Source organism: Halosimplex carlsbadense 2-9-1 (genome assembly GCF_000337455.1).
Lineage (GTDB): Archaea > Halobacteriota > Halobacteria > Halobacteriales > Haloarculaceae > Halosimplex > Halosimplex carlsbadense.
In genome coordinates this window covers 53,438-80,368 of sequence record NZ_AOIU01000023.1, presented here as the reverse complement: position 1 = coordinate 80,368, position 26,931 = coordinate 53,438, and the positions used below count along the sequence as shown (strand labels likewise).

The following is a 26,931-nucleotide window of genomic DNA, read 5'->3' as shown; positions in this document are numbered from 1 at the left end:
GCGAGCGCTCAGTACTTCGGGTCGGCGCCGGTCGTCTCGTACACGTCGTCTAAGATCTCGTCGCGGCGAACCTGCCAGTCGGAGAATCCCGCACGGGTCTCGGGGTAGTCCTCGTAGTGGGCGAGCACGCGCTCGGCCAGCTGTTTCGTCTCGTAGAGGTCGTAGATCGTCCCCCAGTGGCCGACCGATTTGACCGCGGTCTTGAGCTTGAGCCAGAGACCGATGTCGGTCTCGCCGGCGTACAGGCCCTCGGCGATCTTCTCGGCCGGCAGCGCCGCCAGCATGCCCATCAGGCTGTCGATGTCGTAGGCCGTCACGAAGATGTTGTACACGTCCAGCGTGGCGAAGCGGGCCCCGAAGTGGTCCATCACCCGCTTGTTGTACTCCCAGAGGGCGTCCTCGCTCACGTCGCCGTCTTCGATGGCGGCGACGGCCTGCTCGCCGGCGTACTGCCCGGAGTAGGCGGCGCCGCCGATGCCGCCGCCGGTCGTGGGGTTGACGAGCCCCGCCGCGTCGCCCGCGGCGACGAAGCCCGGTGCGACCGCCGAGTCGTAGGGCCGGCGGGTCGGCAGCGCGGCGCCGAGCTTGTCCTCGACGGTCGCGCCGTCGAACTCCTCGCGGTTGCGCAGGTCGCGCTTGAGGTCCTCGACCAGGTGCATCGGCTCCTCGTTCATCTGGAAGCCCAGCCCGGCGTTGATCTCCGTGTCCGTTCGCGGGAAGTACCAGAGGTAGCCAGCCGCCCGCTCGGTCGGCTTGAACACGAGCGCGTCGTCCCACTCGACCGGGTCGTCGACCGTGACGACCTCGCGATAGGCCGAGCAGAACTGACTGTAGCTGACGTTGGTGTCGAAGCTCGCTCCATCGAAGTCGACCTTGTCCTGGAGGATCGACAGCGCGCCCGCGCCGTCGATCACCATCTCGGCCTGGTAGTCGACGGGGTCGCCCTCGTGCGTGGCTCGGACGCCTGTCACGGTGCCGTCGTCGGCCTGGTGTACGTCCTGGACGACCGTGTCGAAGTGGATCGCCGCGCCGGCCTCGCGCGCCCCCTCGATGACCGCCTTGCCGTACTCCCAGCGGTCGATGACGGCAAGTTCCCCGGGGACGGGAATTTCGAGGACGGTGTCCTCCTGGGGTATCTCGAAGCGCCCGTGGTCGACGCCGGTGTTGGTCATCGCGGGTTCGATCTTCGATTTCGGGATCGCGTCGGGGAAGGAACTGGCGCCCTTGAGGGCGTCGCCACAGGCGATGTGGCCCCCCTCCTCCTCGGGTTTGCGCTCGAGGAGCGCGACGTCGTAGCCCTCGCGGGCGACGGTCGCCGCGGCGTAACAACCGGCGGTCCCCGCCCCGACGACGACGACGTCGTACTCGCGTGTAGTCATGCACACCCCTGATACGCCCACGGAGAAAATCTTTACCAACCGTCGTTCGCCTCGGGAGGGGTCCGCGGTGGCGGACCGCCCCGGTCCGACCGCCAGTCGTCGGCGACCCCCTCCTTTTTCCTCGCGGCGGTCCCAGCGGGCGCTATGGCCGAGTACGACCCCGCTCGCCCGCTGGTCCCGCCCGCCGTCGGCCTCGCGGCCATCGTCGTCGCCTTCGGCGGCGTCTGCTACGCGATGGTCGCGGCACCGTGGTTCTCGCCGCTGTCCTACGCCCTCTCCGACCTCGGCGCCCGCGGCGCGGTGACGGCCCCGATCTTCAACGGCGCCCTGCTGGTCGGCGGCGCCCTCGGCGCCGGCTTCGTCGTCTCGGTGCTGGCCGAGACGGCGCATCCGATCCGGCAAGCGGGCGGCGTCTTCGGCCTGCTCGCCATGCTGTTCATGGCGCTGGTCGGCGCGTTCCCGATCCCCAGCCCGTTCCACGGCCTGGTCGCGATCCCCTTCTTCGTGTTCCTGACGCTCGCCGTGTTCCTCTGGGGCGCCGGCGACTACGCCGCCGGTCGGCAGTTCCGCGGACTGGTACTCCTGTTGCTCGGCGTCCTCCACGTCGTCTCGTGGGCCTGGTGGGCGCTGTTCCCGTGGTTCCCGCCGGGTATCGCAATCCCTGAACTGTTCGGGTCGGTCGCGTTCGCCGTCTGGGGCGGCTGGCTCGCCGTCGAGGCGTTCGAGCGGGTGCGCGTCGACCGCGACCGGCTGTGACCGGCGGCGCTCCGGCGCGACTCACTTCGAGTCGCGAACGGCTGCGGCCCGCTCGACGTACGTCTCGGTGAACGCGGGCACGTCCTCGCGAGCGCGAATTTCGTCCATCGTGAGCCAGTGGACCGCCGCGACCTCCTCGGGCTCGCGAGGGCGGGCGTCGCCACCGTCGTAGGCGCACAGCGTGACGACGTTCAGACACTGGTGGCCGGTGTCGGTCTCGAAGGTGCCGCTGCAGACGTACGCGACCTCCCCGACGACGACGCCGACCTCCTCCTCGATCTCCCGTCGGACCGTGGCCTCGACCGCGTGGTCGATGCCCGGTTCGGGTTCGAGTTTCCCACCGGGGAGGCCGAGCAGGCCGGCCGCGTGGTCCTCCTCAGCGCTTCGCTCGACGAGCAAATACTCTGTGCTGCCGTCGTCGCGCGCTCTCGCGACGGCACCGTCGACGTTGACGACGTGTGCGTACTCGTCCATGGTGTGTCTCGTGGTGGATCTCGGTGTTCGTTCTTTCGAGTCCGTGTGATTGGTTCGACGTGATAGCGGGGGGCTCTCTACTTGCTCGCTCGGAGTTGAACCACCACAGTCGACGGCAAGCGCTGAAACCCCTCCGCCCGACCCCTAGCAGTCGTTTCGACCGCACTCGACGGTGAGCGATGAAAGCTCTCGGCACGTTCGCGGTCGCTGAGCGGGATATCCGCGCTCTCGACACCGCCCGCGCGGATAGTGGCCCGCTCAAGCGACTGGATGAACGCGAGCGCGCCTCGCCCTTTCAGTCCGCCAGGAACAGCACAGCACCGCGACCGCAACAGTAGACTGCCCCGCACAGCACCGCAGACGGCCACGACCCTCCCCAACCGATTCGCTCACTCCGTTCGCTCATCCACTGTCAGAGCAAGCTCTGACAAGCCCTCGCTCACACGGTTCGCGAGGACCTCGCACGACTATTTCGAGCGGCCCGCCATGAGGCGGGCACGCTCGACAGCGCGCGCCGGTTCGAAAATCCACCGAGAGTCACAGACTCACGAGGTTCTGCCGGAGTTTGATCGTGGCGGTCATCAGCGCGGTGGCGGTCATGATGACGAAGACGATCTGGACGTGCTGGACGACGACGCGGTCGAGGCCGGCGACGGTCGCCAGGTCGACGGCGGGGACGAGCGTGGCGAAGGCGAGGACGGGCAGCAGGTGGCGGAGCAGCGAGTCGATCATGGTGCCCTGAACCATCGCGGCGGCGGTCTGCTTGCGGCCGAACCAGAAGCCGTAGCCGGCGAACGCGAGCGCGCCGGCGCCCTGGAGCGCGAGCAGCGGGCGACGGAGGCCGACGAGGGCGATCCCGAAGACGACGGCGGCGACGACGCCGACGAAGACGACTTCGAGGAAGCGCCGTCCCGGGAACGCGCCGTCGGCGCCGGTGGTCGAGAGCGCGGCGTTGAAGTAGATCTCCCGCACGGACAGCGCGAGCAGGAGGACGACGGCGAGCATGAGGCCGGTGTTGTACGGAGTGCGGATCGAGGAGACGATCTCGAGGATGCCGACGACGCCGTAGAGAGCGGCGACGGCCCCGACGTACAGCAGGTACTCCCAGAGGACGCGCTGGGCGTCGACGCCGGTGGCGCGCATGTTGAGGTAGGCGTAGGCGCCGAAGCGGGCGGCGATGACCGTCAGGAGGACGAGGCCGATGAAGACGATAAAGGTCAGGTTGGGGTTGTCGGCGACGAGATAGAGCCCGAACTCCACCTCACCGGCCATCGACGTCGACCCCCCGGAGTTCCCGACGGAACCCCGTCACCGTCTCGTACCTGGTGAGTTTCCCCGTCGCCGTCGCCTTGCGGACCACCTGGTCCAGCCCGCGGGGGAGGTCGGGGGCGACCTCGCTCGGCACCGGGGTGCGGTCGGAACACACCCCGGCACGGACCTCCTCGACGGGCCCGTCGTATGGCGGTTCGCCGGTCACGAGCCGGTAGAGCAGGACGCCGAGGCCGTACACGTCGGTGGCGCGGTCGACGCCGCCGAACCGGCCGGAGTAGTGTTCCGGGGCGGCGAATCTGGGGTCTATCACGTTCGCGAGCCCGCGACGGTCGGCGTAGACGCGAGCGAGACCGAAGTCGGTGAGCCGGGGGCGCTGGCGCTCGCGCTCGGTGAGGGTATCGCCGGGATAGGCGACGGTCCCGGGGTCGAGCGCGCCGTGGACGACGCCGCGCTGGTGGGCGTGAGCGACGGCGTCGGCGACCTCGACGGCGTTCGTGACCGCCTCGCCGGTTTCGAAGGTCTCGTCCCCGCGGTCGGCCAGCGTGGTCCCGGTGTGTTCCAGCGCGGCCCACGGCCGCGGTCGGAGCCCCCAGTCGTAGACCGACACCACCGACTCGTGGTCGTCGACGCCGACCCAGGCGTCGAGAGCCTCCCGGAGCGCGCCGGCGAACGCCGCGCGGTCGTCGTCGGCCACCCGGAAGACAGCCAGCGAGAGGGGAACCTCCTCGTCGCCGACGGTCCCGACGGCGCGGTAGCGGTCGCCGAACCGGTCGCCGCTGCGGTCGGTGAGGACCGACAGGTCGTCGAAGCGACTCCGCTCGATCACCGCCGAGAGCCGGCGGGTGACCAGCGCCAGCCGCCCGCGCGTCAGCGCCCGCCGGTCGTCGTCCGCGTCGTCGTCGGCAGAGTCGCGCTGGTCCGCTTCGGCGTCACCGCCGGTTCCGTCGCCCTCCGCTCCGCTCGCACCGCCTCCCTCGGCGAGCGTCGACGGGTCGAAGTCTGCGCCGGGCGAGCGGTCGGTGTAGACGCGCTGGCCGTCCTTGCCCCCGGCCTCGCCGCCCGCCACGCGTGCCCGGCCGACACCGCGCTCGCCCGGCTCCGACGAGAGGTAGCCGCTGCGGGCGAACCCGGCGCCGGACTGATAGAGGTGCTCGCGCGCCCGCAGTTCGCGCCCCTCGTTTAGATCCGTGACCACCTCGTCGACCGCCTTCGGCCGGCGGGCGGCGAGGTAGTCCAGCGCGTGGGGCACCTCGACGGGCGAGTCGTCGTCCAGCCGGTCGACCAGCCGCCGGACCACCGGGTCGAGCAGGTCCGGGTCGGCCTCGACGACGAGACAGAGCGCGAGCGCGGCGCGCAGTCGCCCGGTGTGGTCGCCGCCGTCGAGCGCGCCGAGCAACTGCGGCAGCCGCTCGTCGCCACGCCCGGGGTCGGCGAGGACGGTCAGCACCGGGTCGTCGTCCGCGTCGCGGTCGTTCCGGGCGGTCGCCATCCCGTCGCGGTCGCTCTCGCCGGTTCCCGTCCCGTCCCGGTTCGTCCCGTCGTCGTCCTCGGACATCGTGGTCGGTGGCCGCGCCGCGCTGGGCGGCTCGTACTCCGCATATTTCTCCGGTCATCTACCAAGACTGTTTGGGTCCCGGAGGGCTCCGGGCGGACCGAAGCGCCGGGAAACTTAACCGCCAGCCGCGCCACCCCGGTGGTATGCCCGTTCAGACAGGCGCTCGCCCGGCAGTCGGCCGGGTCGGCGCGCCACCGCGTTCGGTTCGGCGGTGGTCCCAGTGCTGACCAAAGCCATCGAGTCGGTGAAAGTCTTCGCCGAGAACAACCCCTCACTGGCCGACCTCGCCCGCGGCCGGCAGCGCCGGTTCGACGACGTGGAGTGCGTCCTGCCATCCCGCGTCGTCACCACGGAGCCGCTGTCTGCCACCGTCTCGGTCTGGGACGAGTACCTCCGTCTGCTCCCCGACTACGACGGCACGCTCACCCTCGACAGTACCGACCCCGAGGCGATCCACCCCGAGGAGATCGACTTCGAACTGACCGACCAAGCCGTGACAGAACTGGCCGGCGTCGCCTTCGAGACGCCCGGCGTCCAGTACCTGACGCTCACCGACGAGTCGGGCCGGCGGTTCACCAGCAACCCCGTTCAGGTGTTCGAATCCGAACCCGACCACCGGCTGTTCTGGGGTGACATCCACCTCCACTCGCAGTTCTCCGACGGCGCGGGGTCGATGAGCAAGGGGTTCCGGTTCGGCCGCGACGTGATGGACCTTGACGTGGTGGCCTACACCGACCACGACACGATGGGCTTTTTTATCCCGCCCAAGCTCCAGCGCCGGCGGATGCACAACGGCTACTTCGAGGACATGAAGACCGTCACGAAGCACTTCCACGACCCCGGGGAGTTCGTGACGCTCTTTGGCTACGAGTGGACGAAACAGCCCAACATGGGCGGCCACATCAACGTCTACTTCGAGGGTGTCGACGAAGCCGAGCTGTTCGACTCGCTGGACACCGACACCAACCGCTACGAGAAGCTGTTCCGCAGGCTGCAGGAGTGGCGCGCCGAGACCGGCAACGAGGTGCTCGCGATCCCGCACCACCCGGCCGAGGCGATGTACCCGCTGGACTTCTCGGCGATGGAGTACGACGACGACATCGCGCCGCTGGTCGAGGTGTACTCCCAGTGGGGCTCCAGCGAGATGCCGGAGGTCGACGGCAACCCCAAGCCCGTCCGGATGGGCCAGGGCGAGATGGGCGACCCCGGCCACTACGTCCAGGACGCCCACGAACTGGGCTATCGCGTCGGGATGATGGGGTCGTCGGACTTCCACGCCCCGCGACCGGGCCGGTCGCACATCCACCTGCCGCCCCACCTCCCCTCCCTGTCGGACATCTGGGAGGACGGGATCGGCTGGGGCCACATCTGGCGGGTCTGGGACGAGGGGTCGTATCCGGGCGGGCTGACGGGGTTCTACGCCGAGGACCTCTCGCGGGAGTCGATCTTCGAGAGCCTGCGCTCGCGGCGAGTGTACGCGACCAGTCAACCGCACCGGATCCTCGCCGAGTTCGCCGTCGACGGGACGGCGGTCGGCGAAGACGACAGCACGGTGGTCGCCGACGGCGAGCGGACCGTCGAGTGGCTCGTCGCTGGAACCGCACCCATCGAACGGGTGACCGTCGTCAAGAACAACGACGACTGGCACGTCGTCGGCGGCACGACCGACGAGTCGGCCGGGCTGGACGCCTACACCGAGGCCGGCGAGGTCACCGACGACGAGCCCGTGGCCGGGATGGCGTGGGACGAGGAACGCGCCAGCGACGCCGACGTGTACTACCTCCGCGTCGAGCAGGCCGACGACGGGATGGCCTGGGCCGGCCCGGTCTGGGTCGAGCCCGGGGACTGAGCGCGACCGACCGGCGATACTCGCCGGAACTGTTCGGTTCGACTATCACCGCTGAGAATCGCGCACGAACGCTTTACAGGGAGTATTCCTCTGTATCGGACGATGACATCGGATGTACCTTCTCTCTTGCCCGGGGTGATACAGCGGTCGTACGCCGCTCGCCTCGGTGCGGCGCTCGCAGTCGCGGTGGTGGTGATGGTCGGCTTCGGTGCCGTCATCAGCACGCAGGCCTCGGCCACGCTGCAGGACGACGTGGAGAACGACCTGCGAACGCTCTCCGAGACGCGGACGGCCGAACTCGACTCGTGGCTGGGGAGCGTCCAGCGCGAGGCCGTTCTCACCTCGCAGCTGGAAGCCGTCCGCTCGGGCGACGGCGAGGCCATCGACCGGGCGCTGACCGACCAGTTCGAGTCGGGAGCCGTCCCGCCGGACGTGGTGGCGATCCACTACCTGAACACCGAATCGATGGTGTTCGCGGAGAGTACGAACGACGAGTTCGAGGGACTCAGTCCCGCCGAGCAGGGCGCGCCGTTCGCGACCGACCCACCCCAGTTCGACGGGCCGGGCGACACCTACGTGACGGAACCGTTCTCCGTGCCGGCGGCCGACCACCCGGTCGTCGCCGTCGTCACGCCCGTGCCCGGCGTCGAGAACCGCGCGCTCGTCTTCATGACCGATCTCGCGGCGCGGTCGTCGTCGCTCGCGAACGCGAACGACGACACCTCGACGGTCGTCGTCAACGGCGACGGACAGTACGTCACTCACCCGAACGCGAGCAGGATCCTCACCGACCACGAGGGCCACGAGACGAACGCTTCGGCCGCCGCGGGCGCGACGACGTTCATGGACATGGGCGACCGGCTCATGGCCAGTACGGCGATGGAGACCAGAGACTGGACCGTCATGATCCACTCGCCGAAAGAGGCGGCCTACGCGCTGGGCTCGCAGATCAACTCCGACCTGGTGGGGCTGGTGCTGCTCGCGATCATCAACCTCGGCCTGGTCGGCGTTACCATCGGGAGCAACACCATCGTCTCGCTGCGTCGGGTGTCCGAGCGGGCGGAGTCGATGGCCGACGGCGACCTGGAGGTCGACCTCGCGACGACCCGCGAGGACGAGATCGGGGCGCTCTACCGGTCGTTCCAGGACATGCGCGACTCGATACGCGAGCAGATCGCAGAGACCGACGAAGCTCGCGCCGAGGCCGAGGAGGCCCGCGAAGAGGCCGAGCAAGCGCGCCAGCGCGCCGAGCGGGAGGCCGCGGAGATGGAGTCGATGACGACCCATCTGGAGGCCAAGGCGACCGAGTACGGCGACGTGCTCTCCGAGGCGGCCGACGGCGACCTCACCCGCCGGGTCGACCCCGACAGCGAGAACGCGTCGATGGCGTCGGTCGGCGAGAGCATCAACGAGACGCTCGACGCCCTGGAGGAGACGATCTCGCGGATGAAATCCTTCGCCGGCGACGTGTCGGCCGCGAGCGAACAGGTCGGCACCAACGCCGAACGGGTCGACCAGGCGAGCGAACAGGTGACGGCTTCGATCTCGGAGATCTTCGACGGGACGACCGAGCAGTCCGAGCGCCTGGAGGGGGCCGCCGGCGAGATGGAGAACCTCTCGGCGACGGCCCAGCAGGTCGCCTCTTCGGCCCAGCAGGTCGCGACGACCTCCCAGCGGGCCGCCGAAGTCGGTGAGGAGGGCCGCGAGGCCGCCCAGCGCGCCATCGAGGAGATGAGCGCCATCGAGGGCGAGACCGAGGAGACCGTCGCGGCGATCAACGATCTGGACGACGAACTCGACGAGATCGGCCAGATCGTGAGCGTCATCACGGAGATCGTCGAGCAGACGAACATGCTGGCGCTGAACGCCTCGATCGAGGCGGCTCACGCCGACGGCGACGGCGCCGGCTTCGCGGTCGTCGCCGACGAGATCAAGGGCCTCGCCGAGGAGACCAAGGAGGCCGCCGGCGACATCGAGTCCCGTATCGACGGGATCCAGGCGCAGGCCGGCGAGACCGTCGACCGGATGGAGTCGACCAGCGAGCGGGTGACCGACGGCGTCGGGACCGTCGAGGGCGCCGTCGACGCCCTCGAAACGATCGTCGAGCACACCGAGGAGGTCGACACCGGCATCCAGGAGATCGACGACGCGACGGAGGAACAGGCTCGCACCGCCCAGGAGGTGATGGGCACCATCGACGAGCTGACGGCGATCAGCCAGCAGACGGCGACGGAGGCCGACACGGTCGCCGGGGCGGCCGACGACCAGTCCCAGTCGATCGACCAGGTCGCCACCTCCGCCCGCGACCTGCGCCAGCGGGCCGAAGAACTGACGACGGCGCTGGCGCGCTTCGAAACGCGGACCGGCGGCGGCAACGCTGGAACGGCCGCGACCGCGGCCACGGACGACTAACCATGCTCGGACTCACAACCTGGTTCACCATCGGCACGCTCGGAATGGTCGTCGGGACCGGGATGCTGGCCTACGGCATCCTGCTGGTCCCGTCGGAACGACGGCGACAGCTCGCACTGGCGGCGCTGGTCCCCGCGATCGCCGCGGTCGCCTACGGGCTCATGGCCCTCGGAATCGGCGGACTCGGGACGGCCGACGGCGGGACGGTCTTCGTCCCGCGCTACGTCGACTGGCTGCTGACGACGCCGATCCACGTCGCGCTCATCGCGCTGATCGCCGGCGCGTCGACGCGCGCCATCGCCCGGCTCGCCGCGCTGCAGGCGGCGACCATCGTCTTCGGCTTCGTCGGCGCGACGCTCGCGGCCCCGCTGAACTGGGCGCTCTACCTCGTCGGGAGCGCCTGCTTCGGCGGCGTCGTCTATCTCATGTTCACGGAGACGGAAGCGCTGGCGGAAGAGAAACCCGACGACGTGGCGGCGCTGTTCCGGAAGCTCCGGGCGTTCGTCGTCGTCCTGTGGCTGGTCTATCCCATCATCTGGTCGGTCGGCCCCGCGGGGTTCGAGATCATGGACCTGGAGACCACCGCGCTGGTCGTCACGTACATCGACGTGGTCTCGAAGGTCGGCTTCGGCCTCATCGCGATCAACGACTTCGTCAAGATGGCCGCCGCGACCGACGAGACCGCCGACGTCGACGTCGTCGGCGATCCGCAGGTCGCCGACTGACCCCGGCGAGCGCGACGTTTTCCGCGGCGAACGGCGATGAGCGACAGCGACCGCTGACGGGTCGAGCGTGCGGAGAACGGAGGACGGCGCGAAGCCGTCGGTGGTGTCGGAACCGGATCGTCGGTGCCGAACGAGCTTGACCGTCACCGGACCGGCGCGAAGCCGGTCAGTGGATGCCCATCGCTTCGATCTGTTCCTGGTAGCGATTTCGAATGGTGACCTCTGTCACCTGCGCCACGTCGGCGACCTCGCGCTGTGTCTTCTTCTCGTTGCACAGAAGCGAGGCGGCGTAGATGGCGGCGGCGGCGTAGCCGGTGGGCGATTTGCCCGACAGCAGGCCCTTCTCGGCGGTCACGTCGATGATCTCGTTGGCCTTGGCCTGGACCTCCTCGGACAGTTCCAGCTCGGAGACGAACCGGGGGACGTACTGCTTGGGGTCGACCGGTTCCATCTTCAGGCTCAGTTCCTGGGCGACGTAGCGGTAGGTGCGGCCGATCTCCTTCTGCTCGACGCGGGAGACCTCCGAGACCTCCTCGAGCGAGCGGGGGATGTCCTCCTGTCGGCAGGCGGCGTACAGACAGGCGGTGGCGACGCCCTCGATGGAGCGGCCGCGGATGAGGTCCTCGTCGAGCGCGCGTCGATAGATGACCGATGCGACCTCCCGCACCGAGCGGGGGACGCCCAGCGCGCTCGCCATCCGGTCGATCTCCGACAGCGCGAACTGGAGGTTGCGCTCGCCGGCGTCTTTCGTCCGGATGCGCTCCTGCCACTTCCGGAGTCGGTGCATCTGCGACCGCTTCTCGGACGACAGCGACCGACCGTAGGCGTCCTTGTCCTTCCAGTCGATCTGGGTGGTCAGCCCCTTGTCGTGCATCGTCTGGGTCGTCGGCGCGCCGACCCGGGATTTCTCCTGTCGCTCGCTGTGGTTGAACGCCCGCCACTCCGGTCCGCGGTCGATGTTGCCCTCGTCGATGATCAGCCCGCAGTCCTCACAGACGATCTCCCCGCCGTCGGCGCTCGTCACGAGCGCGGACGACTCGCATTCGGGACACTGCTGCTGTTCGGCCTGCTCGTCCGTTTGTTCCTCCTGTTTTTCCTCGGACTCCACACGCTCGCGCTGGCGGCTCGGCCGTTCCATTGTTCTTATATAGACAAATTTTGGGGACGTATAAACCCTTCGGCCGTCTTTCGTCGCATGTCAGACGACAGAAAATGCAAGTTCGCACATATTCGGGACCTGGGTGGTCGAAGGCGGCGTTTCTCGGGTATCGATCGGGTGAGAGACATGCGTCCGACATGCGGCTGACGGCGGCGTTTGGGGGACGGGTTCGTGGACCCGTCGACCGTTCGAACGGACGAGCGGCCGGTGGAGGCCCCCGTGCGCGGCCTATTCGCCGTCGCTCGCGGCGTCTCGCGGCCGGACGGGCCGGCGGCCCCGGTCGCTTCGAACGCTCGAAACGGTGGAAACTCAGCTGTGCGGCCCCGGGTGGCCGGCACCGTCGCGACCGCTCACCCTCCGACGGCGAGCGGGGAACAACGCTTAATCGGGTCGGCGCTCGCATGGGGAGTATGGACGTAGCCGTACTGGGCGCGGGCGCGAGGGGCCGCGGGATCGCGCAGTGCTGCGCTGGGGCGGGCCACGCCGTGACTCTCTACGACGACGACGCCAACGTCGTCATGGACGGCATCGACGCCGTCGAGGCGGGCCTGGGCGACGCCGTGGCCGCGGGCGAACTCGACGCCGACGCGCGCGAGTCCGCCGTCGACAGCATCGAGGCGACCACCGGACTGGAGGGCGCGGTCGCCGGCGCCGACGTCGTGATCGAGACGACCGACGCCGACCGCGACGAGCGGCGGGCGCTGTTCGCAGACGTCGAGGAGGCGGTCGACGAGGGGACGCTCGTCACCACCAGCGGCGCCGCAGTGTCGGTGACGGCCGTCGCCGCCGGGCTCAGGAACCCCGGCCGCGCGGTCGGCCTCCACTTCGTCGACCCACCCGCGGCCCCGCTGGTCGAAGTCGTCGTCGCCGAGCAGACGGCCGAACCGACCCGCGATGCGGCCGTCTCGTTCGTCGACGGGCTCGACAGGGAGTCGATCGTCGTCCGGGACACGCCGGGCTTCGCGGCGACGCGGCTGGGCCTGGCCCTGGCCGTCGAGGCGATGACGATGGTCGACGAGCGCGCCGCCGGCGTCGCGGCCATCGACCGGGCGACCACCGCCGGCCACGACCACCCCGTCGGCCCCCTCGCCGCCGCGGACGAGCGCGGGCTCGACGCCACGCTCGACGCCCTCGAACACCTCCAGGGGGCGCTCGGCGAGCGGTTCGCGCCGCCACCGGTCCTCCGGGCGAAAGTCGAGGCCGGCGACCTCGGCCGCAAGACCGGCGAGGGGTTCTACGTCTGGGAGGGCGGCGAGCCCGTCGAGCCGAGCGAGCCCGACCCCACGCCGGAGCTGCGCGCCGAGACCCCGGTCGACCCCGACGACCAGCCCGGGCCGGGCGACGCCGACAGCGGGGTGGGCGGCGAGCGGCCGGACGGCGACGGACCGGGGGGCGCCGGTCCGAACGACGACCGGCCGGACGGTGACTTCGACGACTTCGGCGGCCCCGTCGGTCCCGGTGACGGATGAGCGACCGACAGGGCCGACCCGGCGGTGGTGGCGATGACGGCGCCCCCGACCTCGGAGACGTCGACGAGGACGACCCCGACATGGGCGACCTGTTCGACGAACTCGCCGAGCTGGAGGAGACCGTCGACTCCGAGGCCGAGCGCGAGCAGGTCCGCGAGACGATGCGGACGGCGATGGAGGTCCAGGAGACGCCCGTGTTCGGCCGCGTCGTCTTCGGCTTCGACCGCTCGGACGCCGCCGAGGCCCTGCTCGGGTCGCTGCTGTTCGGCATTCCGATGTTCGTCGAGGGCGGGACCTACGACGTGGGGCTGTATCTCAGCGGTCATCCGTTCTACTTCCTTCTGACCAACGCCCTGACGCTCGCGCTCGTCACTGGCATCCTCTACGTCGCCGACTTCCAGGACGTGCGCGTCTACCAGCCGATCTTCGGGTTCCTCCCGCGGAAGTTCCTCGGCGTGCTCACCATCCCGCTCGTGACCGCCGCCGTCGTCATGACCGTCTGGGGCATGATCGACTGGACCGACCCCTGGCTCGCGGTCTGCCAGGTCGCCGTCGCGCTCGTCCCGATGTCCATCGGCGCCGCGCTCGGCGACCTCCTGCCGGGGTGACGGCGACGGCCCGTCTGGGGTTCGATCCGCGACCGCTCGTCAGTGCTCGACGAACTCGATCAGCACGCCGCCGGTCGACTCGGGGTGGAGGAAGGCGACCTCGTGGCCCCAGGCGCCCGGCCGCGGCTGTTCGTCGATGAGGGCGACCTCGGCCGCGCGGGCGCGGTCGAGCGCGTCGCCGATGTCGTCGGTTCGCAGCGCGAGGTGGTGGATCCCCGCGCCGCGGGCGTCGAGGAAGTTCGGGATCGGTCCCTCGGCGTCGGCGGTCGGTTCGAGCAGTTCGAAGTAGCCGTTCCCCAGGTCGAGGAAGGCGACCCGTAGCTCGCCGAAGGTCTCCTCGTGAGCGACCGAGGCGTCCAGGATCGCTCCGTACTGGTCGACGAGCGCGTCGCGGTCGTCGGTCGCGATGCCCGCGTGGTCGAACTCCATAGCGGCGCTTCGACCGTCCGCGGCTTAATCCCGGCGTCGCTCGTCTCGACGGTGTTCGGTTGGAGCTGTGAGTCGGGCGGTGGTTCGAATCGACCGGCTATCCGCCTACAGCGCGGCGCCGGGCTGGTACTCGCCGAACTCCTCGCGCAGCGCGTCACAGATCTCGCCGGTCGTCGCGTAAGTCTTCACGGCGTCGACGATGTACGGCATGAGGTTCTCCTCGCCCGCGGCGGCCTCACTCAGGGCCGCCAGCGCCGCCTCGACGGCCTCATCGTCGCGCTCCTCGCGAACGGACGCCAGCCGTTCGATCTGCGACCGCTCCTGCTCCTCGGAGACCTCCTCGACATCGGGGTCCTGGGCGTCCTCCTCGACGGTGTACTCGTTGACGCCGACGATGACCCGCTCCCCGCTCTCGATCTCCTCCTGGCGCTCGTAGGCCACGTCCTGGATCTGCCGTTGCACCCAGCCGCTCTCGATGGCCTGGCCCATCCCGCCCCGGGCGCCGACTTCGTCGATGATCCCCCGGGCCTCGGCCTCGACCTCGTCGGTGAGCGATTCGACGTAGTAGCTCCCGCCGAGCGGGTCGATGGTGTCGGCGGCGCCCGACTCGTGGGCGAGGATCTGCTGGGTTCGCAGGGCGGTCCGGACGGACTGCTCGGTCGGCAGCGAGAGCGCCTCGTCTTTGCCGTTGGTGTGGAGGCTCTGGGTGCCGCCGAGGACGGCCGCCAGCGCCTGGTAGGCCACGCGGACGACGTTGTTCTCGATCTGCTGGGCCGTCAGCGTCGACCCCGCGGTCTGGGTGTGGAACTTCAACTGCTTGGAGGCGTCGGCCTCGGCGTCGAAGCGCTCCTCCATGATGCGTTTCCACATCCGGCGGGCCGCGCGGAACTTCGCGACCTCTTCGAGGATGTTGTTGTAGGAGGCGAAGAAAAAGGACAGTTGCGGGGCGAACTCGTCGACGTCGAGCCCGGCGTCCTCGGCCGCCTCGACGTACTCGATGCCGTCGGCGAGGGTGAAGGCGATCTCCTGGGCCGCCGTCGATCCGGCCTCGCGGATGTGATAGCCCGAGATGGAGATGGTGTTGAAGTTGGGCACCTCCGCGGCGCAGTACTCGAAGATGTCCGTGATGATCCGCATCGACGGCTCCGGCGGGAAGATGTAGGTGTTGCGGGCGATGTACTCCTTGAGCACGTCGTTCTGGATGGTGCCCCGCAACTCCTCCCGGGGGACGCCCTGCTGGTCGCCGATGGCGATGTACATCGCGAGCAGGACGCTCGCGGGGGCGTTGATGGTCATCGAGGTGGACACCTCGTCGAGCGGGATGCCGTCGAAGACCGTCTCCATGTCCCGCAGCGAGTCGATGGCGACGCCCGCTTTCCCCACCTCCCCGGCGGCCATGCCCGCGTCGGAGTCGTAGCCCATCTGCGTGGGCAGGTCGAACGCCATCGAGAGGCCGGTCTGGCCCTCGTCCATGAGGTAGTGGAACCGTTCGTTGGTCTCGGTGGCGGTGCCCATGCCGGCGTACTGGCGCATCGTCCACAGCCGCCCGCGGTACATCGTCGAGTAGACGCCGCGGGTGTACGGTTCCTCGCCGGGGAAGCCCAGGTCCTCCTCGTAGTCCAGGTCGGCCACGTCGGCGGGCGTGTACAGCGGCTCGACCGCCTGGCCGCCGGTGTCGGTCTCGAAGGTCTCCTCGCGCTCGCCGAAGCGGTCGACGGTGGGCCCCCGGGTCTCGGCCTCCCACTCCTCGCGCCCCTCGCGGATGGCCGCGAGGTCGTCGTCGTCGAACATACCGGAGGGTTCGTCCGGCGGCCCCTTAGCCGTTGGCGAGCGACCGGGAGAAGAGTGTGTTTGTGTTCCTCGCTTATCAGCTGTTTCGGGTGAACGGCTCGCGAAACGGAGGCGAACGACAGCGACCGTACTCACCAGGGGCAGCAATCGGTGAAAGCCCTCGGCGCGCTCGCTCGGAGATGCCCTGACCGCAGGTGACGGCAATCGGTGAAAGCCCTCACCGCGCTCGCCCTTTCAGTCCACCAGGAGAGCTTGCTCTCCTGAGCCCGCGCGAACGCCGTTCGCGCGGACACCAGGGACCGCACCCGCCCCGCACAGCTACCGCAGACAGCCACGATCCTCCCCAACCGATTCGCTCACTCGCTGTGCTCGTTCGCTCATCCCTCGCACGATGCTGTCGCGTCGGGCGAGAGCGAAGCTCTCGCTGACCCTCGTTCGCTTCGTCTTCGCGCGGCAACGCCGCGCGAACGGTCCGAGGGACCTTCGGTCCCTCGCTACTCACGAGGAAGACGAGACTCGCGACAGCGCGCGCCACGGTGGATCGCTACGTCCATCGCCTGTACTGACTGCGACCGGCGGCATACGACCCGAACGACGACCGCGTGGCGGGTGCTTTAACCGCGCACGGTCCGTCGATTCGGGTATGACTCCCGAGGAACTTCGGGCGGAGACGCCGGCGCTGGACGACGCCGTCTATCTCAACACTGGGGCGGGCAGCCCGAGCCCGCGCCGCGTCGTCGAGGCCGTCCAGTCGGAAGCGGCGTATCACGAGTTCGAGGCGCCGACGGGCGCCGGCACGTACGGCGCTGTCGGCGAAGCGCTGGAGGAGACGCGCGACGTCGTCGCCGACCACGTCGGCGCGACGCCCGAGTCGGTCGCGCTCACCGAATCGACGACGGACGGGATCGCCCGCGTCGCCGCCGCGATGGACTGGGCACCCGACGACGTCGTCGTCCGAACCGACCAGGAACACCCGGCCGGCATCATCCCCTGGGAACGACTCGAACGCGAAGTCGGCGTCGAGGTCCGCGTCGTCGAGGCCAGCGGCGGGCACGTCGACCGCGACGCGTGGAAAGCCGCGGTCGACGGCGCGACGCTCGCCGTGTTCAGCTCGCTGTGCTGGACCGACGGCTGTCGCCTGCCCGTCGCGGAACTGGCCGACGTCGCCCACGACGCCGGCGCTCGCGTCCTCGTCGACGCCGTCCAGTCCGTGGGTCAGCGCCCCGTCGACGTGAGCGAGTGGGGCGCCGACGCCGTCGCAGCCGCCGGCCACAAGTGGCTGCTCGGCCCTACCGGCACCGGCTTCCTCCACGTCACCGACGAGTTCGCTCGGGAACTCCGACCCGCGCAGGTCGGATACATGGGCATCGCCGACCCCGAAGCCGACGACTGGGACCTCAAGCCCGACGCCCGCCGGTTCGAGGTCGGGAGCGTCTCGCCGGTCCCATACGCCGGCCTCCGGGAGGGCATCGAGACCGTCGAAGGCCTCGGGTTCGACACCATCACCGACCGGATCGAACGGCTGACCGACCGGCTCAAGGACGGACTGGGCGACCGCCTCGTCTCCCCCGAGCGTTACGAGTCCGGGCTCGTCTCGTTCGCGGCCGACCACCCCGAGGCCACTGCCGAGCGACTCGCCGACGCCGGGGTCCACGTTCGGGACATCCCGCCGACGGGCACCGTCCGCGTCTCCGTCCACGTCTTCAACACCGCCGACGATGTCGACGCGCTGCTCGACGCGCTCTGAGTCGGACGGACTGCTCTCACCGTATCCAACGACGACCGTCCGCATCCGGGCGGTCGATGTGGAACTGACCGAGAGCGATCCGTATCAGGACGGGCAGCAGTCGGGGAAGTCCGTGATCACGCCGTCGGCTCCGGTCGCGCGCAGCCGCTCGGTCTCCCCGGGCGCGGTGACGGTCCAGGCGTTGACCCCCATTCCGGCGCCGTGGGCGCGCTCGACGAGTCCGGTGTCACAGGCGTTTAGATTCGGATGCACGAACGAACAACCGAGCTGGCGCGCCCGCGAGACCAGCGCCTCGCCCTCGAACTGGACGAGCGCGGTCGGCAACCCCTCGACCTCGGTGAGCGCTTGCGGGTCGAACGACGAGACGACGGCGTCGCAGTCGGCCTCGGCGACGACTCGCTCGACGCCCTCGCCGGTCCCGCGCTCTTTCAACTCCGCGTGGAGCACCACGTCGTCGGGGATCGCCGCGACGACATCCGCGAACGTCGGCACTCCCTCCTCCGTCCCCTCGACCGACAGCGCCGCCAGTTCCGCGGCGGTGTGGGCCGCGACGGCGCCGCTTCCGTCGGTCGTCCGGTCGACCGTCTCGTCGTGGTGGACGACGAGTTCGCCGGAGCCACAGACCCGCACGTCGACCTCGATCCCGTCGGCCCGGTCGGCGGCGGCTTCGACCGCCGCGACGGTGTTCTCGGGGTTGACGCCAGCGAAACCGCGGTGCGCGATGCAGTCCATGGGCTGCGTTCGTCCGGCCGGTCGGTAGGCCTTGCGCCCGCCGACCCATCTTTAACCGCCACCGGCCCTAACGGACGGGTATGTCAGCCGAATTTGACTTCGGGGACAGCGTAGTGCTCGTGACCGGCGCCGGCGGGACGCTCGGCAGCGCGGTCTGCGAGGCGTTCGCCGACGCCGGCGCGACCGTCTGCGGCGCCGACGTGGTCGGACCGGAGAACGAGGACTTCGCGCTCGACACCGACCGCGACCGCGTCGACTTCTACCAGGGCGACTTCACCGACGAGGACGAGGTGGCCGACACCCTCTCGGCCGTCGTCGACGACCACGGTGGGCTCGACGCACTCGCGAACATCGCGGGCACCTGGCGCGGCGGCACGCCCATCGACGAGACCGACGCCGACAGCTTCGACTTCCTGCTGGACGTGAACCTGAAGACGATGTTCCTCGCCTCGAAACACGCCGTCCCGCACCTCCGCGAGTCGGATCTGGCCGGCCAGGGCGCCATCGTCAGCGTCTCCGCGCGCTCGTCGCTGGAGGGCGGCGAGGGCGACGGCCCCTACCGCGCGTCGAAAGCGGGGGTCAGGATCCTCACCGAGACCATCGCCGAGGAGAACCAGGAAGACGTGCGCGCCAACGCCGTCATGCCGAGCGTCATCGACACGCCGATGAACCGCGAGATGATGCCCGACGCCGACCACGAGTCGTGGGTCGACCCCTCGGACATCGCCGAGACGATTCTCTATCTCTGCTCGGACGCCGCGAGCGTCACCAGCGGCGCGGCCGTACCGGTGTACGGCGAAGCGTAGCGACCCCGAAAACCGGATTGGGGCGCTAACAGCCGCCGGCACCGCCGGCCGCACCGGCGCCTGCACAGCTGGCCCCGGCGGCGCTCGCGCCCGCCATCGCGGCCGCCGAGCCGGTCACGACCGCCGCGTTGTCGTTCCTGCTGTAGTCGACGCACTCGCCCCACGCGACGGGCGCGACGTGGTCGTCGATGTCGTCCGCTTCGAGCATCGCCGATTTGAACGCCGCGGCGTCGAAGCCCGTCTCGGTTACCAGCCGGTCGGCCAGTTCCGGCGTCACCGCCATCCGTCGACACTCCTCGGCCTCGAACAGGCCGTCCCCGTCGAACGTGAACTGCACGTCGTAGTGGCGGACGAACACCCCCTCGAAGGCCGGGTCCATCGCGCGGATCGCCTCGCTCGCCAGGTCCCAGACCAGGTCCAGGTCCGGCGATTCCACGTCCTCGCCGAGCGAGAAGCGGGCGATCGGGACGGTTATCGGCTCCTCCTCGGGGCCTTCGTTGACGACCGCGACGCCGGTCACCGCGCAGTCGTCGATGCCGTAGGTCTCCGGGGTGACGCGGTTCCCCAGCGCCTCGTGGGCCTCGTCTTCTCGCTCTTGCAGGTCGATCCCTTCGTCGGTGTCGTCGTCGCCGAGCAGTCGGTCGAGTAGGGAGGGCATCGCGCCTCGAATGTCGGACGGACAGTACTTAGCGCCACTGGTCGTAGCCGTTTTTACGGACAGCAGTCGAACGCGGAGACAGATGGTCGAACGAGAGACGTGGGCGACGCGGGTCGGCTTCCTCGTCGCCGCGATCGGGAGCGCAGTCGGCCTGGGGAACCTCTGGCAGTTCCCGTTCAAGACGGCCGCGAACGGCGGCGCCGCGTTCGTCGTCTTCTATCTGATCGCGGTGACGCTCATCGGCTTCCCGGCGCTGCTCGCGGAGTTCGTGGTCGGTCGGCGGACCCACCGCAACGTCGTCGACTCCTTCGCGGAGTTGGGCGGCCCGGCCTGGCGGGTCGTCGGCGCGATGGGGATGGTCACCGGCTTCTGGATCCTCTCCTACTACGACGTCGTCGGCGGGTGGGTCCTCCGATACATCCTGGGCAGCGCCACCGGCGCCTACTTCGACGACCCCGGAGCGTACCTCTCGGCGGTCGCGTCCGGTCCCGAAGCGATCGCCGCCCAGGCCGTCTTCCTCGCGATCGCCGTCGGCATCGTCGCGATGGGGATCGAGGACGGCATCGAGAAGGCGACGAAGGTGATGGTCCCGTCGATCGTCGTGCTCATGCTCGCGCTCGGGGCGTGGGCGCTCACGCTCGGCGGCGCCGCCGACGGCCTCGCCTACTTCCTCTCACCGGACGTGGGATCGCTGGTCGAGAACGCGGGCACGGTCATCCCCGACGCGGTCGGGCAGGCCTTCTTCACCCTCTCGCTGGGGATGGGGATCATGGTCACCTACGCCTCCTACGTCGGCGAGGACGACAGCCTCCCGGTCGACGGCGGCGTCATCGTCGTCTCGAACACGCTCATCGGCGTCCTCGCCGGCGTCGTCGTGTTCCCGATCCTCTTCGCCGAGGGGATCGGCCCGGCGGACAGCGGCCCGACGGCGCTGTTCGAGGCGATGGCCGCGGCGTTCGCCACGCTGCCCGCGGGTCGACTGCTCGGCGTCGTCTTCTTCGGCGTCGTCGCGCTCGCGGCGCTGTCCTCGGCGATCAGTCTGCTCGAAGTCGCCGTCTCCTACGCGACCGACAACACCGACGCCTCGCGATCGACGCTCGCGCTCGGCGCCGGCGCGATCCTCTTCGTCCTCGGGCTCCCGTCGGCCCTCGACACGGGCGACCCGGGCGGCTTCTCGGCCTGGTTCGTCTGGTTCGACGCGATAGCCTACAACCTGCTGTTGCCGCTGTCGGTACTGCTCGTCGTCGTGTTCGTGGGGTGGGTCCTCGGGCGGGACGCGGTCGCGGAACTGCGCGCGGGGAGCACCGCCTCGGGCGGGCTCGCGATGGTGTGGCTGTGGACGGTCCGGCTGGTCGTCCTCCTCGGGATCGTCGCGACGCTGGCGCTCGGCTTCGAGAGCCTGTTCCTGGCGGAGGACGCGACCTTCTTCGCGCCGTTCTGAGCGGCGCGTCCCGCTCGCGACAGCCCTCCGACGGACCGCTTACCGAACCATGTACGGGTCGTCGTCCGGGAGGAACCGCCCCAGATCCGCCCGGCGGACGTAGTCGCGCTGTCGCAGTTCCGCGAGCGCCTCGACCAGCGCTCGCTCGTCCTCCTCGGACCACTGGGCGGGGTCTTTCAGGGGGACGACGAGCCAGCCGCTACCGGGGATCTCGGTGGCGTGCTGGGCGTCCAGGTCGACTTCCTCGGGCGGCCGGGCGGTCATGTTCGCGAAGACGTGGCGCGTCGCGCGCTCGCCGACCGGCAGGAGGACGTGGGCGGTGATCGCCCGGATCTCCGAATCGAAGATGTTCTCCAGGTCGGCGTAGTCCCCCGCGCTCGGCACGCCCTCGGGGACGCAGGGGTAGAGATACGAGAAGTAGGTCTTCTCGACGACGGGCGGCGCCCCCGCTTGGGCGAGCAGGCCGCCCTCGACGAGCGTCCGCTGGAGGCGCTCGCTGGCGTCGAACTCCGTGAACGGGTAGCCCGATTCGGCTCCCCCGTGGACGCCGGGGTGGTCCCCGATCACGTGGAAGTCGGCGTTGGCGTCGCCGAACCCGGCGACGAACGGCTCACACGGCGGCGAGAAGCCGAAGGGGTTCGACTGGCGGGACGTGACGTTCTTCACGTCGCTGTGCAGGATCGACGGCGGCAAAACTCTCCCGGTTTCCGCGATCGAGTGTGCCAGTGGCCACCGCGTTACCGCTCGTGATAGCCGGGCAGATGCAGTTATGACACCCGTTCGCGTACTACCGCTATGAGCGGGACTAGCCACGGGTCGCGCGCTCGGAGCCGAGGCCCATCGCCCCGCCTCGCGGTCGCCCGGCAGTGTACTGCCGGGCGGCTTCGACGAGTGCGGAGGATGCGTCGATGAGCGAGTCGCAACTGCAGCGAGAACTCGACCGGAGGAACCAGTTCCTGGAACTGGTGCTCGAAACTGGCCGGATGAACGGCGCGTTCGTCGATACCGACCTCAGACACACGTGGGTCCACAACGACGCGCCGGAACCCCCGGACGAGGACATCCTCGGGCAGACCGACAGCGACCTCTTCTCCGAGGAGATGGCGAAGCCGACGCGGGAGGTAAAGCGCGCGGCGATGCAGACCGGTTCGCGAGTCGAACGCGAGTTCACCTTCAACAAGCCCCACGGACAGAACCGCTATCGGGCGGCCGCCGAACCGCTCCGCGATGCGGACGGTGCGGTCACCGGCGCGATGTTCGCGGCGATTGACCTCTCGGACCGCTATCGACTGCTCGACCGAACGAGCGACGCGGTGTACACCGTCGACGGTGACTGGACCGTCACGTTCTGGAACGAGCGGATGGCCCAGCGAACCGGCGTCCAACCGGAAGACGTGGTCGGGAAGACCATCTGGGACGTGTTCGGCGACGACATCCCCGAGGAACTCGAAGCGCGGTACCGCAGAGTGATGGCGGACGGCGAGCCCGCCGAGTTCGAGCAGTACGTGCCCGAGCCGCTGGATTACTGGGTCGAGGTCCGGGCGTTCGCCGACGAGGACGGCCTCACCGTCTACTCCCGAGACGTGACCGAACGCAGAGAGCGGCGGGACCGACTCACCGAGCAACGCGACGACCTCGACGTGCTGAACGAGGTGCTGCGCCACGACATCCGCAACGACCTTCAGGTGGTCCTGGCGTACGCGGACCGCCTCCGAGACGCGGTCGACGATGACCACGAGGCGCTCGTCGAGACACTGCTGGAAAGCGCGATGCACGCGGTCGACCTGACGACGACCGCCAGGCAGATATCCGAGGTCGTCCTGTCGGCCGAAGACCGCGTCGAGCGGGTCGACCTGAGCCCGGTGCTCGAACGCGAGGTCGAGAGCGTCCGATCGGCGTATCCGGACGCGGCCGTCACGCTCGACGACAGGCTCCCGGAGGCGACGGTCGTCGCCGACGACATGCTCGCGTCCGTGTTTCGAAACCTGCTGAAAAACGCGATCCAGCACAACGATAGCGACGTGCCCGAGGTGTCGCTCACCGTCGAATCGGCGGCCGACGACATCACCGTCCGCGTCGCGGACAACGGCCCCGGCATCCCGGAGGCGCGCCGTGAAGCGGTGTTCGGTCGGGGTGAGACGGGACTCGGTAGCGGCGGCACTGGCATGGGACTCTACCTCGTCCAGCGCCTCGTCGGCGAGTACGGTGGCCGCGTCTGGATCGAGAGCAACGAGCCCCGCGGAGCGGTGTTCGCGGTCGCGTTGCCCCGCGTCACCCAGGAGTGAACGGTTCCGTCGCGCGTCGGCCGGGCCGTCGGGAAACGTTTTTCTCCCGGTCTGCCGATGTCTCTCCAATGACGCGAGGGTACGGCGGGCTGTCGGCCGGGCGAGGTGGTCCGGGGTGACCCGCGAAGAGGACATCGAGGACCTGCGCGAGCGCAAGGAGTCCGCCCGAAAGGGCGGGGGCGACGAACGCATCGAGGCCCAGCACGACCGGGGGAAGATGACCGCCCGCGAGCGGATCGACTACTTCCTCGACGACGACACGTTCGTCGAGATCGACGCGCTCCGCGAGCACCGGTCGACGAAGTTCGACATGGCCGACAAGGAGTTCCCCGGCGACGGCGTCGTCACCGGCTACGGCAAGGTCGACGGTCGCACCGTCTTCGTCTTCGCCCACGACTTCACTGTCCTCGGGGGCTCGCTCGGTGAAGCCTTCGCCCAGAAGGTCTGCAAGGTGATGGACAAGGCCATGGAGACGGGCGCCCCGATAATCGGACTGAACGACTCCGCCGGCGCCCGCATCCAGGAGGGCGTCGACGCGCTCGCGGGCTACGCCGACATCTTCCACCGGAATCAGCTGGCGTCCGGTGTGGTGCCCCAAATTTCCGCCATCATGGGGCCCTGTGCCGGCGGCGCGGTGTACTCCCCGGCCATCACGGACTTCATCTTCATGGTCGAGGAGACCAGCCACATGTTCATCACCGGGCCGGACGTCATCGAGACGGTCACCGGCGAGGAGGTGACCTTCGACGAACTCGGCGGCGCCGCGACCCACACCGGCGACTCGGGCGTCGCTCACTTCGCGCCCGCCGCCGAGGAGGAGGCCCTGGACGACATCCGGTATCTGCTCTCGTATCTCCCCGCGAACAACGCCGAGGACCCGCCCCGGATCGAGCCCTGGGACGACCCCGACCGCGCCGACGACGGCCTGCGCGACGTGGTTCCCCAGGCCCCACAGAAGCCCTACGACATGCACGCGGTCATCGACGGCGTCGTCGACGAGGAATCCTTTTTCGAGGTGGCCGAGCGCTACGCCCGCAATCTCCTCACCGGCTTCGCCCGCCTCGACGGCCACGCCGTCGGCGTCGTCGCCAACCAGCCGCGGGTCAACGCCGGGACGCTCGACATCGACTCCTCGCTGAAGGGCTCGCGGTTCGTCCGCTTCTGTGACGCCTTCAACATCCCCCTGCTCACGTTCGTCGATGTGCCCGGGTTCATGCCCGGGAAAGACCAGGAGAAAGGCGGCATCATCAAACACGGCGCGAAACTGCTGTACGCCTACTCGGAGGCGACCGTGCCGCTGATGACGGTCATCACCCGCAAAGCGTACGGTGGCGCCTACGACGTGATGTCCTCCAAGCACGTCGGCAGCGACGTGAACTACGCCTGGCCCACCGCCGAGATCGCGGTCATGGGTCCCGAGGGCGCGGTGAACATCCTCTACGACGACGAACTCGACGCCGCCGAACAGGTAGAGGAGAAACGCCAGGAACTCATCGACGAGTACCGCGAGGAGTTCGCCAACCCCTACACCGCCGCCGAGCGCGGGTTCGTCGACGACGTGCTCGAACCGCCCGAGACGCGCTCGCGGCTGATCGGCGACCTGGAGACGCTGCGCTCGAAACGCAAGGACCACCCCGACCGGAAACACGGGAACATCCCGCTGTAGCGGAAACGCGCGACGGTCGTTGCTACGCCGCTGCCGACGCAGCGGCGACCCGCCACCCGACGACGCCACAGAGCGCGAACCCGTAGGCGTTGAGCGAGCCGTGCAGCGTCACCATCCGGCCGATACTCAGCCCGAGCGGGTTCGTCCCCGAGAACGCCGCGACGCCGTAGCCCAGCGCCAGCGCCATCGACGCCGGGAGCGCGAGCGCCGACACGCCGACGAGGGTCGCCGGCAGAACGTCCAGCGAGGGAACTGCGCGGACGAGGGTCAGCAGGCCGAACGCCGCCACGGCGAGGGTGAACGCGCCGACGGCGACGACCTCGACGAGCGGCGAGACGGAGATGCCGACCGCGATGATGGCGGGGCCGACGAGGATCACGGCCGCGACGGCGCGAGCGGCGCCCTCGAACCCGCCGATGTGGCGCCCGGTCGTGCCCGCGAGCACCGGCAGCACGAACCCGGCGAAGTGGAAGTGGACCGCGGTGAGCAGGACGATCGTCGGGTCGAACCAGACGGTGATCCCGAGATGCGAGAGCACGAGCGCGACGGCGGCGACCGGGACGTACGCGAGCCCCGCATCGACGAGCGCGACGTTCAACGGCCGGAGCGTGCCACGTTCGAGCGCGCGCGAGACGCCGGCGAGCGCGAGCAGGCTCGTCACGAACACCCACGGCGCGGCCAGCCCCGCGGCGACCGGTCCCGACTCGACCACGAGCGAGAGCGCCATCGACGCCGCACCGACCGGGAGGAGCGCGACGGCGGCGCCGAGCAGTCGGCCCGACAGCCCAGCGAACTCGCCGCGGGCGGCCAGCCCGACGCCCAGCGGGACGACGACCAGCGGCGCCAGCGCGAGCGCGCGCTCGACCTGCGAGAGCCCGCCGGCGACGGTGAGAACGATCCAGAGACCCGCGCCGAAGACGGCGCTCAGGTCGGCGAGCGAGACGCCCGCGACGAGACGTGCGAACGGGTCCGGATCGGCCGCCGCGTCTGTCTCGGTGTCCGCGTCCCCGCCCGTTTGTGCGCCGCTCATGGCGGCAGCGGATCGATCCCGGTGACCGGTTTGAGGTCGTCGGGCACCCGATCCATCTCCCGACGCTCCTGCGTGAACGAGCCGCGATAGCCCAGGATGTGCCCGACGAGGCCGCTCTCGACGGTCGCGGTGACGTGAAACCGCTCGTCGTGCTCGTCGTAGCGGTCCCGCACCGTCACGTCGACGCCGAGCGGGCCGGGCGTCGGCAGGTACCGGCCGCCGACTCGTGCCCACTGCTTGCCGCCCTCGACGACGAGGACGCCGTCCTCGACGCGCGGGTGCAGCTCCGAGACGACCATCCCGCCGGTCCCCAGGAAGTCGAACAGTCGCTCACGGTCGGCGTCCCACACCGTCGTCGAGTCGAACTGTCGGGTCTTTCCGTCGAAGTCGAACTCGCGGCGAGTCGTCAGCGCCTCGTACCCCGCGGGGTCGCGCCAGCCCACCGTGGTCACCGAGAACGGCACCTCCTCGCCCGATTCGGGGAAGAGGAGGTTCCGGGCCGGCATCACGTACAGGACCGGGAGCGCGACCGCGCCGCGCGTGATGTCCATCAGGCCGCGGCCCACGGTCGCGAACGCGTCGTCCGGACCGAGCGCGTACCGCTCGCGCACGTTCGGGTGCAGGTCCTCTGCGGCCTCCCCCAGCGCGTACTCGTAGACGCCCGTCACGCCACCACCGCCACCGACGC

At 69.7% G+C, this 26,931-nt stretch carries 23 protein-coding genes; 11 read left to right on the top strand and 12 right to left on the bottom strand.

Features of this window, described 5'->3' with window-relative positions:
* Positions 1-8: 8 nt before the first annotated feature.
* Positions 9-1,379 carry a geranylgeranyl reductase family protein gene (locus tag C475_RS09390; protein ID WP_006883583.1) on the bottom strand — a complete coding sequence of 457 codons (1,371 nt, stop codon included), beginning with the start codon at positions 1,377-1,379 and terminating at the stop codon, positions 9-11.
* A 144-nt stretch (positions 1,380-1,523) separates the two neighbouring features.
* On the opposite strand from C475_RS09390, the gene C475_RS09385 reads away from it, so the two are divergent.
* Positions 1,524-2,135, top strand: a complete 612-nt coding sequence (locus tag C475_RS09385; RefSeq protein WP_006883582.1) for a DUF998 domain-containing protein — start codon at positions 1,524-1,526, stop codon at positions 2,133-2,135.
* A gap of 21 nt (positions 2,136-2,156) precedes the next feature.
* On the opposite strand, the gene C475_RS09380 is transcribed toward C475_RS09385, so the two are convergent.
* The 3 genes from C475_RS09380 to C475_RS09370 all read right to left on the bottom strand — a co-directional run bounded on the left by C475_RS09380 (position 2,157) and on the right by C475_RS09370 (position 5,436).
* A complete protein-coding gene (locus C475_RS09380; protein ID WP_006883581.1) occupies positions 2,157-2,609 on the bottom strand; it encodes an NUDIX domain-containing protein in 453 nt (150 codons plus the stop codon).
* Positions 2,610-3,146: 537 nt separating this feature from the next.
* A complete protein-coding gene (locus C475_RS09375; protein ID WP_006883580.1) occupies positions 3,147-3,881 on the bottom strand; it encodes a hypothetical protein in 735 nt (244 codons plus the stop codon).
* Positions 3,871-5,436, bottom strand: a complete 1,566-nt coding sequence (locus tag C475_RS09370; RefSeq protein ID WP_006883579.1) for a protein kinase domain-containing protein — start codon at positions 5,434-5,436, stop codon at positions 3,871-3,873. Before C475_RS09370 ends, C475_RS09375 begins: the two co-directional genes overlap by 11 nt.
* Before the next feature lie 220 nt (positions 5,437-5,656).
* Here C475_RS09370 and C475_RS09365 point away from each other — a divergent pair, with 220 nt between their 5' ends.
* The 3 genes from C475_RS09365 (at position 5,657) to C475_RS09355 (ending at position 10,422) form a co-directional block, all read left to right on the top strand.
* The gene (locus tag C475_RS09365; protein ID WP_006883578.1) at positions 5,657-7,285 is read left to right on the top strand and encodes a DUF3604 domain-containing protein; all 1,629 of its coding nucleotides are present in this window, start codon (positions 5,657-5,659) and stop codon (positions 7,283-7,285) included.
* Positions 7,286-7,387: 102 nt separating this feature from the next.
* Positions 7,388-9,697: a methyl-accepting chemotaxis protein gene (locus C475_RS09360; RefSeq protein ID WP_049930381.1), complete on the top strand. Its 2,310-nt coding sequence runs from the start codon at positions 7,388-7,390 to the stop codon at positions 9,695-9,697.
* A 2-nt stretch (positions 9,698-9,699) separates the two neighbouring features.
* Positions 9,700-10,422 carry a bacteriorhodopsin gene (locus C475_RS09355; RefSeq protein ID WP_006883576.1) on the top strand — a complete coding sequence of 241 codons (723 nt, stop codon included), beginning with the start codon at positions 9,700-9,702 and terminating at the stop codon, positions 10,420-10,422.
* A gap of 166 nt (positions 10,423-10,588) precedes the next feature.
* Here C475_RS09355 and C475_RS09350 read toward each other — a convergent pair whose 3' ends face one another.
* Positions 10,589-11,560 (bottom strand): transcription initiation factor IIB, encoded by a 972-nt coding sequence (locus C475_RS09350; RefSeq protein ID WP_049930379.1) that lies wholly within the window; start codon positions 11,558-11,560, stop codon positions 10,589-10,591.
* Between the two features lie 431 nt (positions 11,561-11,991).
* On the opposite strand from C475_RS09350, the gene C475_RS09345 reads away from it, so the two are divergent.
* Entirely contained in the window at positions 11,992-13,050 is a 1,059-nt protein-coding gene (locus tag C475_RS09345; protein ID WP_006883574.1) for a 3-hydroxyacyl-CoA dehydrogenase family protein, read from the top strand.
* The gene (locus C475_RS09340) at positions 13,047-13,658 is read left to right on the top strand and encodes a DUF2391 family protein (protein WP_006883573.1); all 612 of its coding nucleotides are present in this window, start codon (positions 13,047-13,049) and stop codon (positions 13,656-13,658) included. The genes C475_RS09345 and C475_RS09340 overlap by 4 nt, the downstream gene beginning before the upstream one ends.
* Before the next feature lie 39 nt (positions 13,659-13,697).
* Here the strand turns inward: C475_RS09340 and mce are convergent, their stop codons facing one another.
* Entirely contained in the window at positions 13,698-14,087 is a 390-nt protein-coding gene (mce, locus tag C475_RS09335; RefSeq protein ID WP_006883572.1) for a methylmalonyl-CoA epimerase, read from the bottom strand.
* 105 nt (positions 14,088-14,192) lie between these two features.
* Entirely contained in the window at positions 14,193-15,878 is a 1,686-nt protein-coding gene (locus C475_RS09330) for an acyl-CoA mutase large subunit family protein (RefSeq protein ID WP_006883571.1), read from the bottom strand.
* Positions 15,879-16,521: 643 nt separating this feature from the next.
* Here C475_RS09330 and C475_RS09325 point away from each other — a divergent pair.
* Positions 16,522-17,625, top strand: coding sequence for an aminotransferase class V-fold PLP-dependent enzyme (locus tag C475_RS09325; protein ID WP_006883570.1), 1,104 nt, complete (start codon positions 16,522-16,524; stop codon positions 17,623-17,625).
* An 84-nt stretch (positions 17,626-17,709) separates the two neighbouring features.
* Here the strand turns inward: C475_RS09325 and C475_RS09320 are convergent, their stop codons facing one another.
* Positions 17,710-18,357 (bottom strand): glycerophosphodiester phosphodiesterase, encoded by a 648-nt coding sequence (locus C475_RS09320; RefSeq protein ID WP_006883569.1) that lies wholly within the window; start codon positions 18,355-18,357, stop codon positions 17,710-17,712.
* 80 nt (positions 18,358-18,437) lie between these two features.
* On the opposite strand from C475_RS09320, the gene C475_RS09315 reads away from it, so the two are divergent.
* Positions 18,438-19,163 (top strand): SDR family oxidoreductase, encoded by a 726-nt coding sequence (locus tag C475_RS09315; protein ID WP_006883568.1) that lies wholly within the window; start codon positions 18,438-18,440, stop codon positions 19,161-19,163.
* 25 nt (positions 19,164-19,188) lie between these two features.
* Here the strand turns inward: C475_RS09315 and C475_RS09310 are convergent, their stop codons facing one another.
* Positions 19,189-19,821, bottom strand: coding sequence for a hypothetical protein (locus C475_RS09310; protein ID WP_006883567.1), 633 nt, complete (start codon positions 19,819-19,821; stop codon positions 19,189-19,191).
* 82 nt (positions 19,822-19,903) lie between these two features.
* On the opposite strand from C475_RS09310, the gene C475_RS09305 reads away from it, so the two are divergent.
* Positions 19,904-21,262 (top strand): sodium-dependent transporter, encoded by a 1,359-nt coding sequence (locus C475_RS09305; RefSeq protein WP_006883566.1) that lies wholly within the window; start codon positions 19,904-19,906, stop codon positions 21,260-21,262.
* A gap of 39 nt (positions 21,263-21,301) precedes the next feature.
* Here C475_RS09305 and C475_RS09300 read toward each other — a convergent pair whose 3' ends face one another.
* Entirely contained in the window at positions 21,302-21,928 is a 627-nt protein-coding gene (locus tag C475_RS09300; protein ID WP_006883565.1) for a uracil-DNA glycosylase family protein, read from the bottom strand.
* A gap of 242 nt (positions 21,929-22,170) precedes the next feature.
* Between C475_RS09300 and C475_RS09295 the strand changes: the two genes are divergently transcribed.
* Together C475_RS09295 and C475_RS09290 are read left to right on the top strand one after the other, a co-directional pair.
* On the top strand, positions 22,171-23,547 hold the full coding sequence (locus C475_RS09295) for a sensor histidine kinase (RefSeq protein ID WP_006883564.1): 1,377 nt from the start codon (positions 22,171-22,173) through the stop codon (positions 23,545-23,547).
* Between the two features lie 115 nt (positions 23,548-23,662).
* Entirely contained in the window at positions 23,663-25,213 is a 1,551-nt protein-coding gene (locus tag C475_RS09290; protein WP_006883563.1) for an acyl-CoA carboxylase subunit beta, read from the top strand.
* A gap of 22 nt (positions 25,214-25,235) precedes the next feature.
* Here the strand turns inward: C475_RS09290 and C475_RS09285 are convergent, their stop codons facing one another.
* Both C475_RS09285 and C475_RS09280 read right to left on the bottom strand, forming a co-directional pair.
* On the bottom strand, positions 25,236-26,243 hold the full coding sequence (locus tag C475_RS09285) for a YndJ family protein (protein WP_006883562.1): 1,008 nt from the start codon (positions 26,241-26,243) through the stop codon (positions 25,236-25,238).
* Positions 26,240-26,911 (bottom strand): DUF4166 domain-containing protein, encoded by a 672-nt coding sequence (locus C475_RS09280; protein ID WP_006883561.1) that lies wholly within the window; start codon positions 26,909-26,911, stop codon positions 26,240-26,242. The genes C475_RS09285 and C475_RS09280 overlap by 4 nt, the downstream gene beginning before the upstream one ends.
* Between the last annotated feature and the right edge of the window lie 20 nt (positions 26,912-26,931).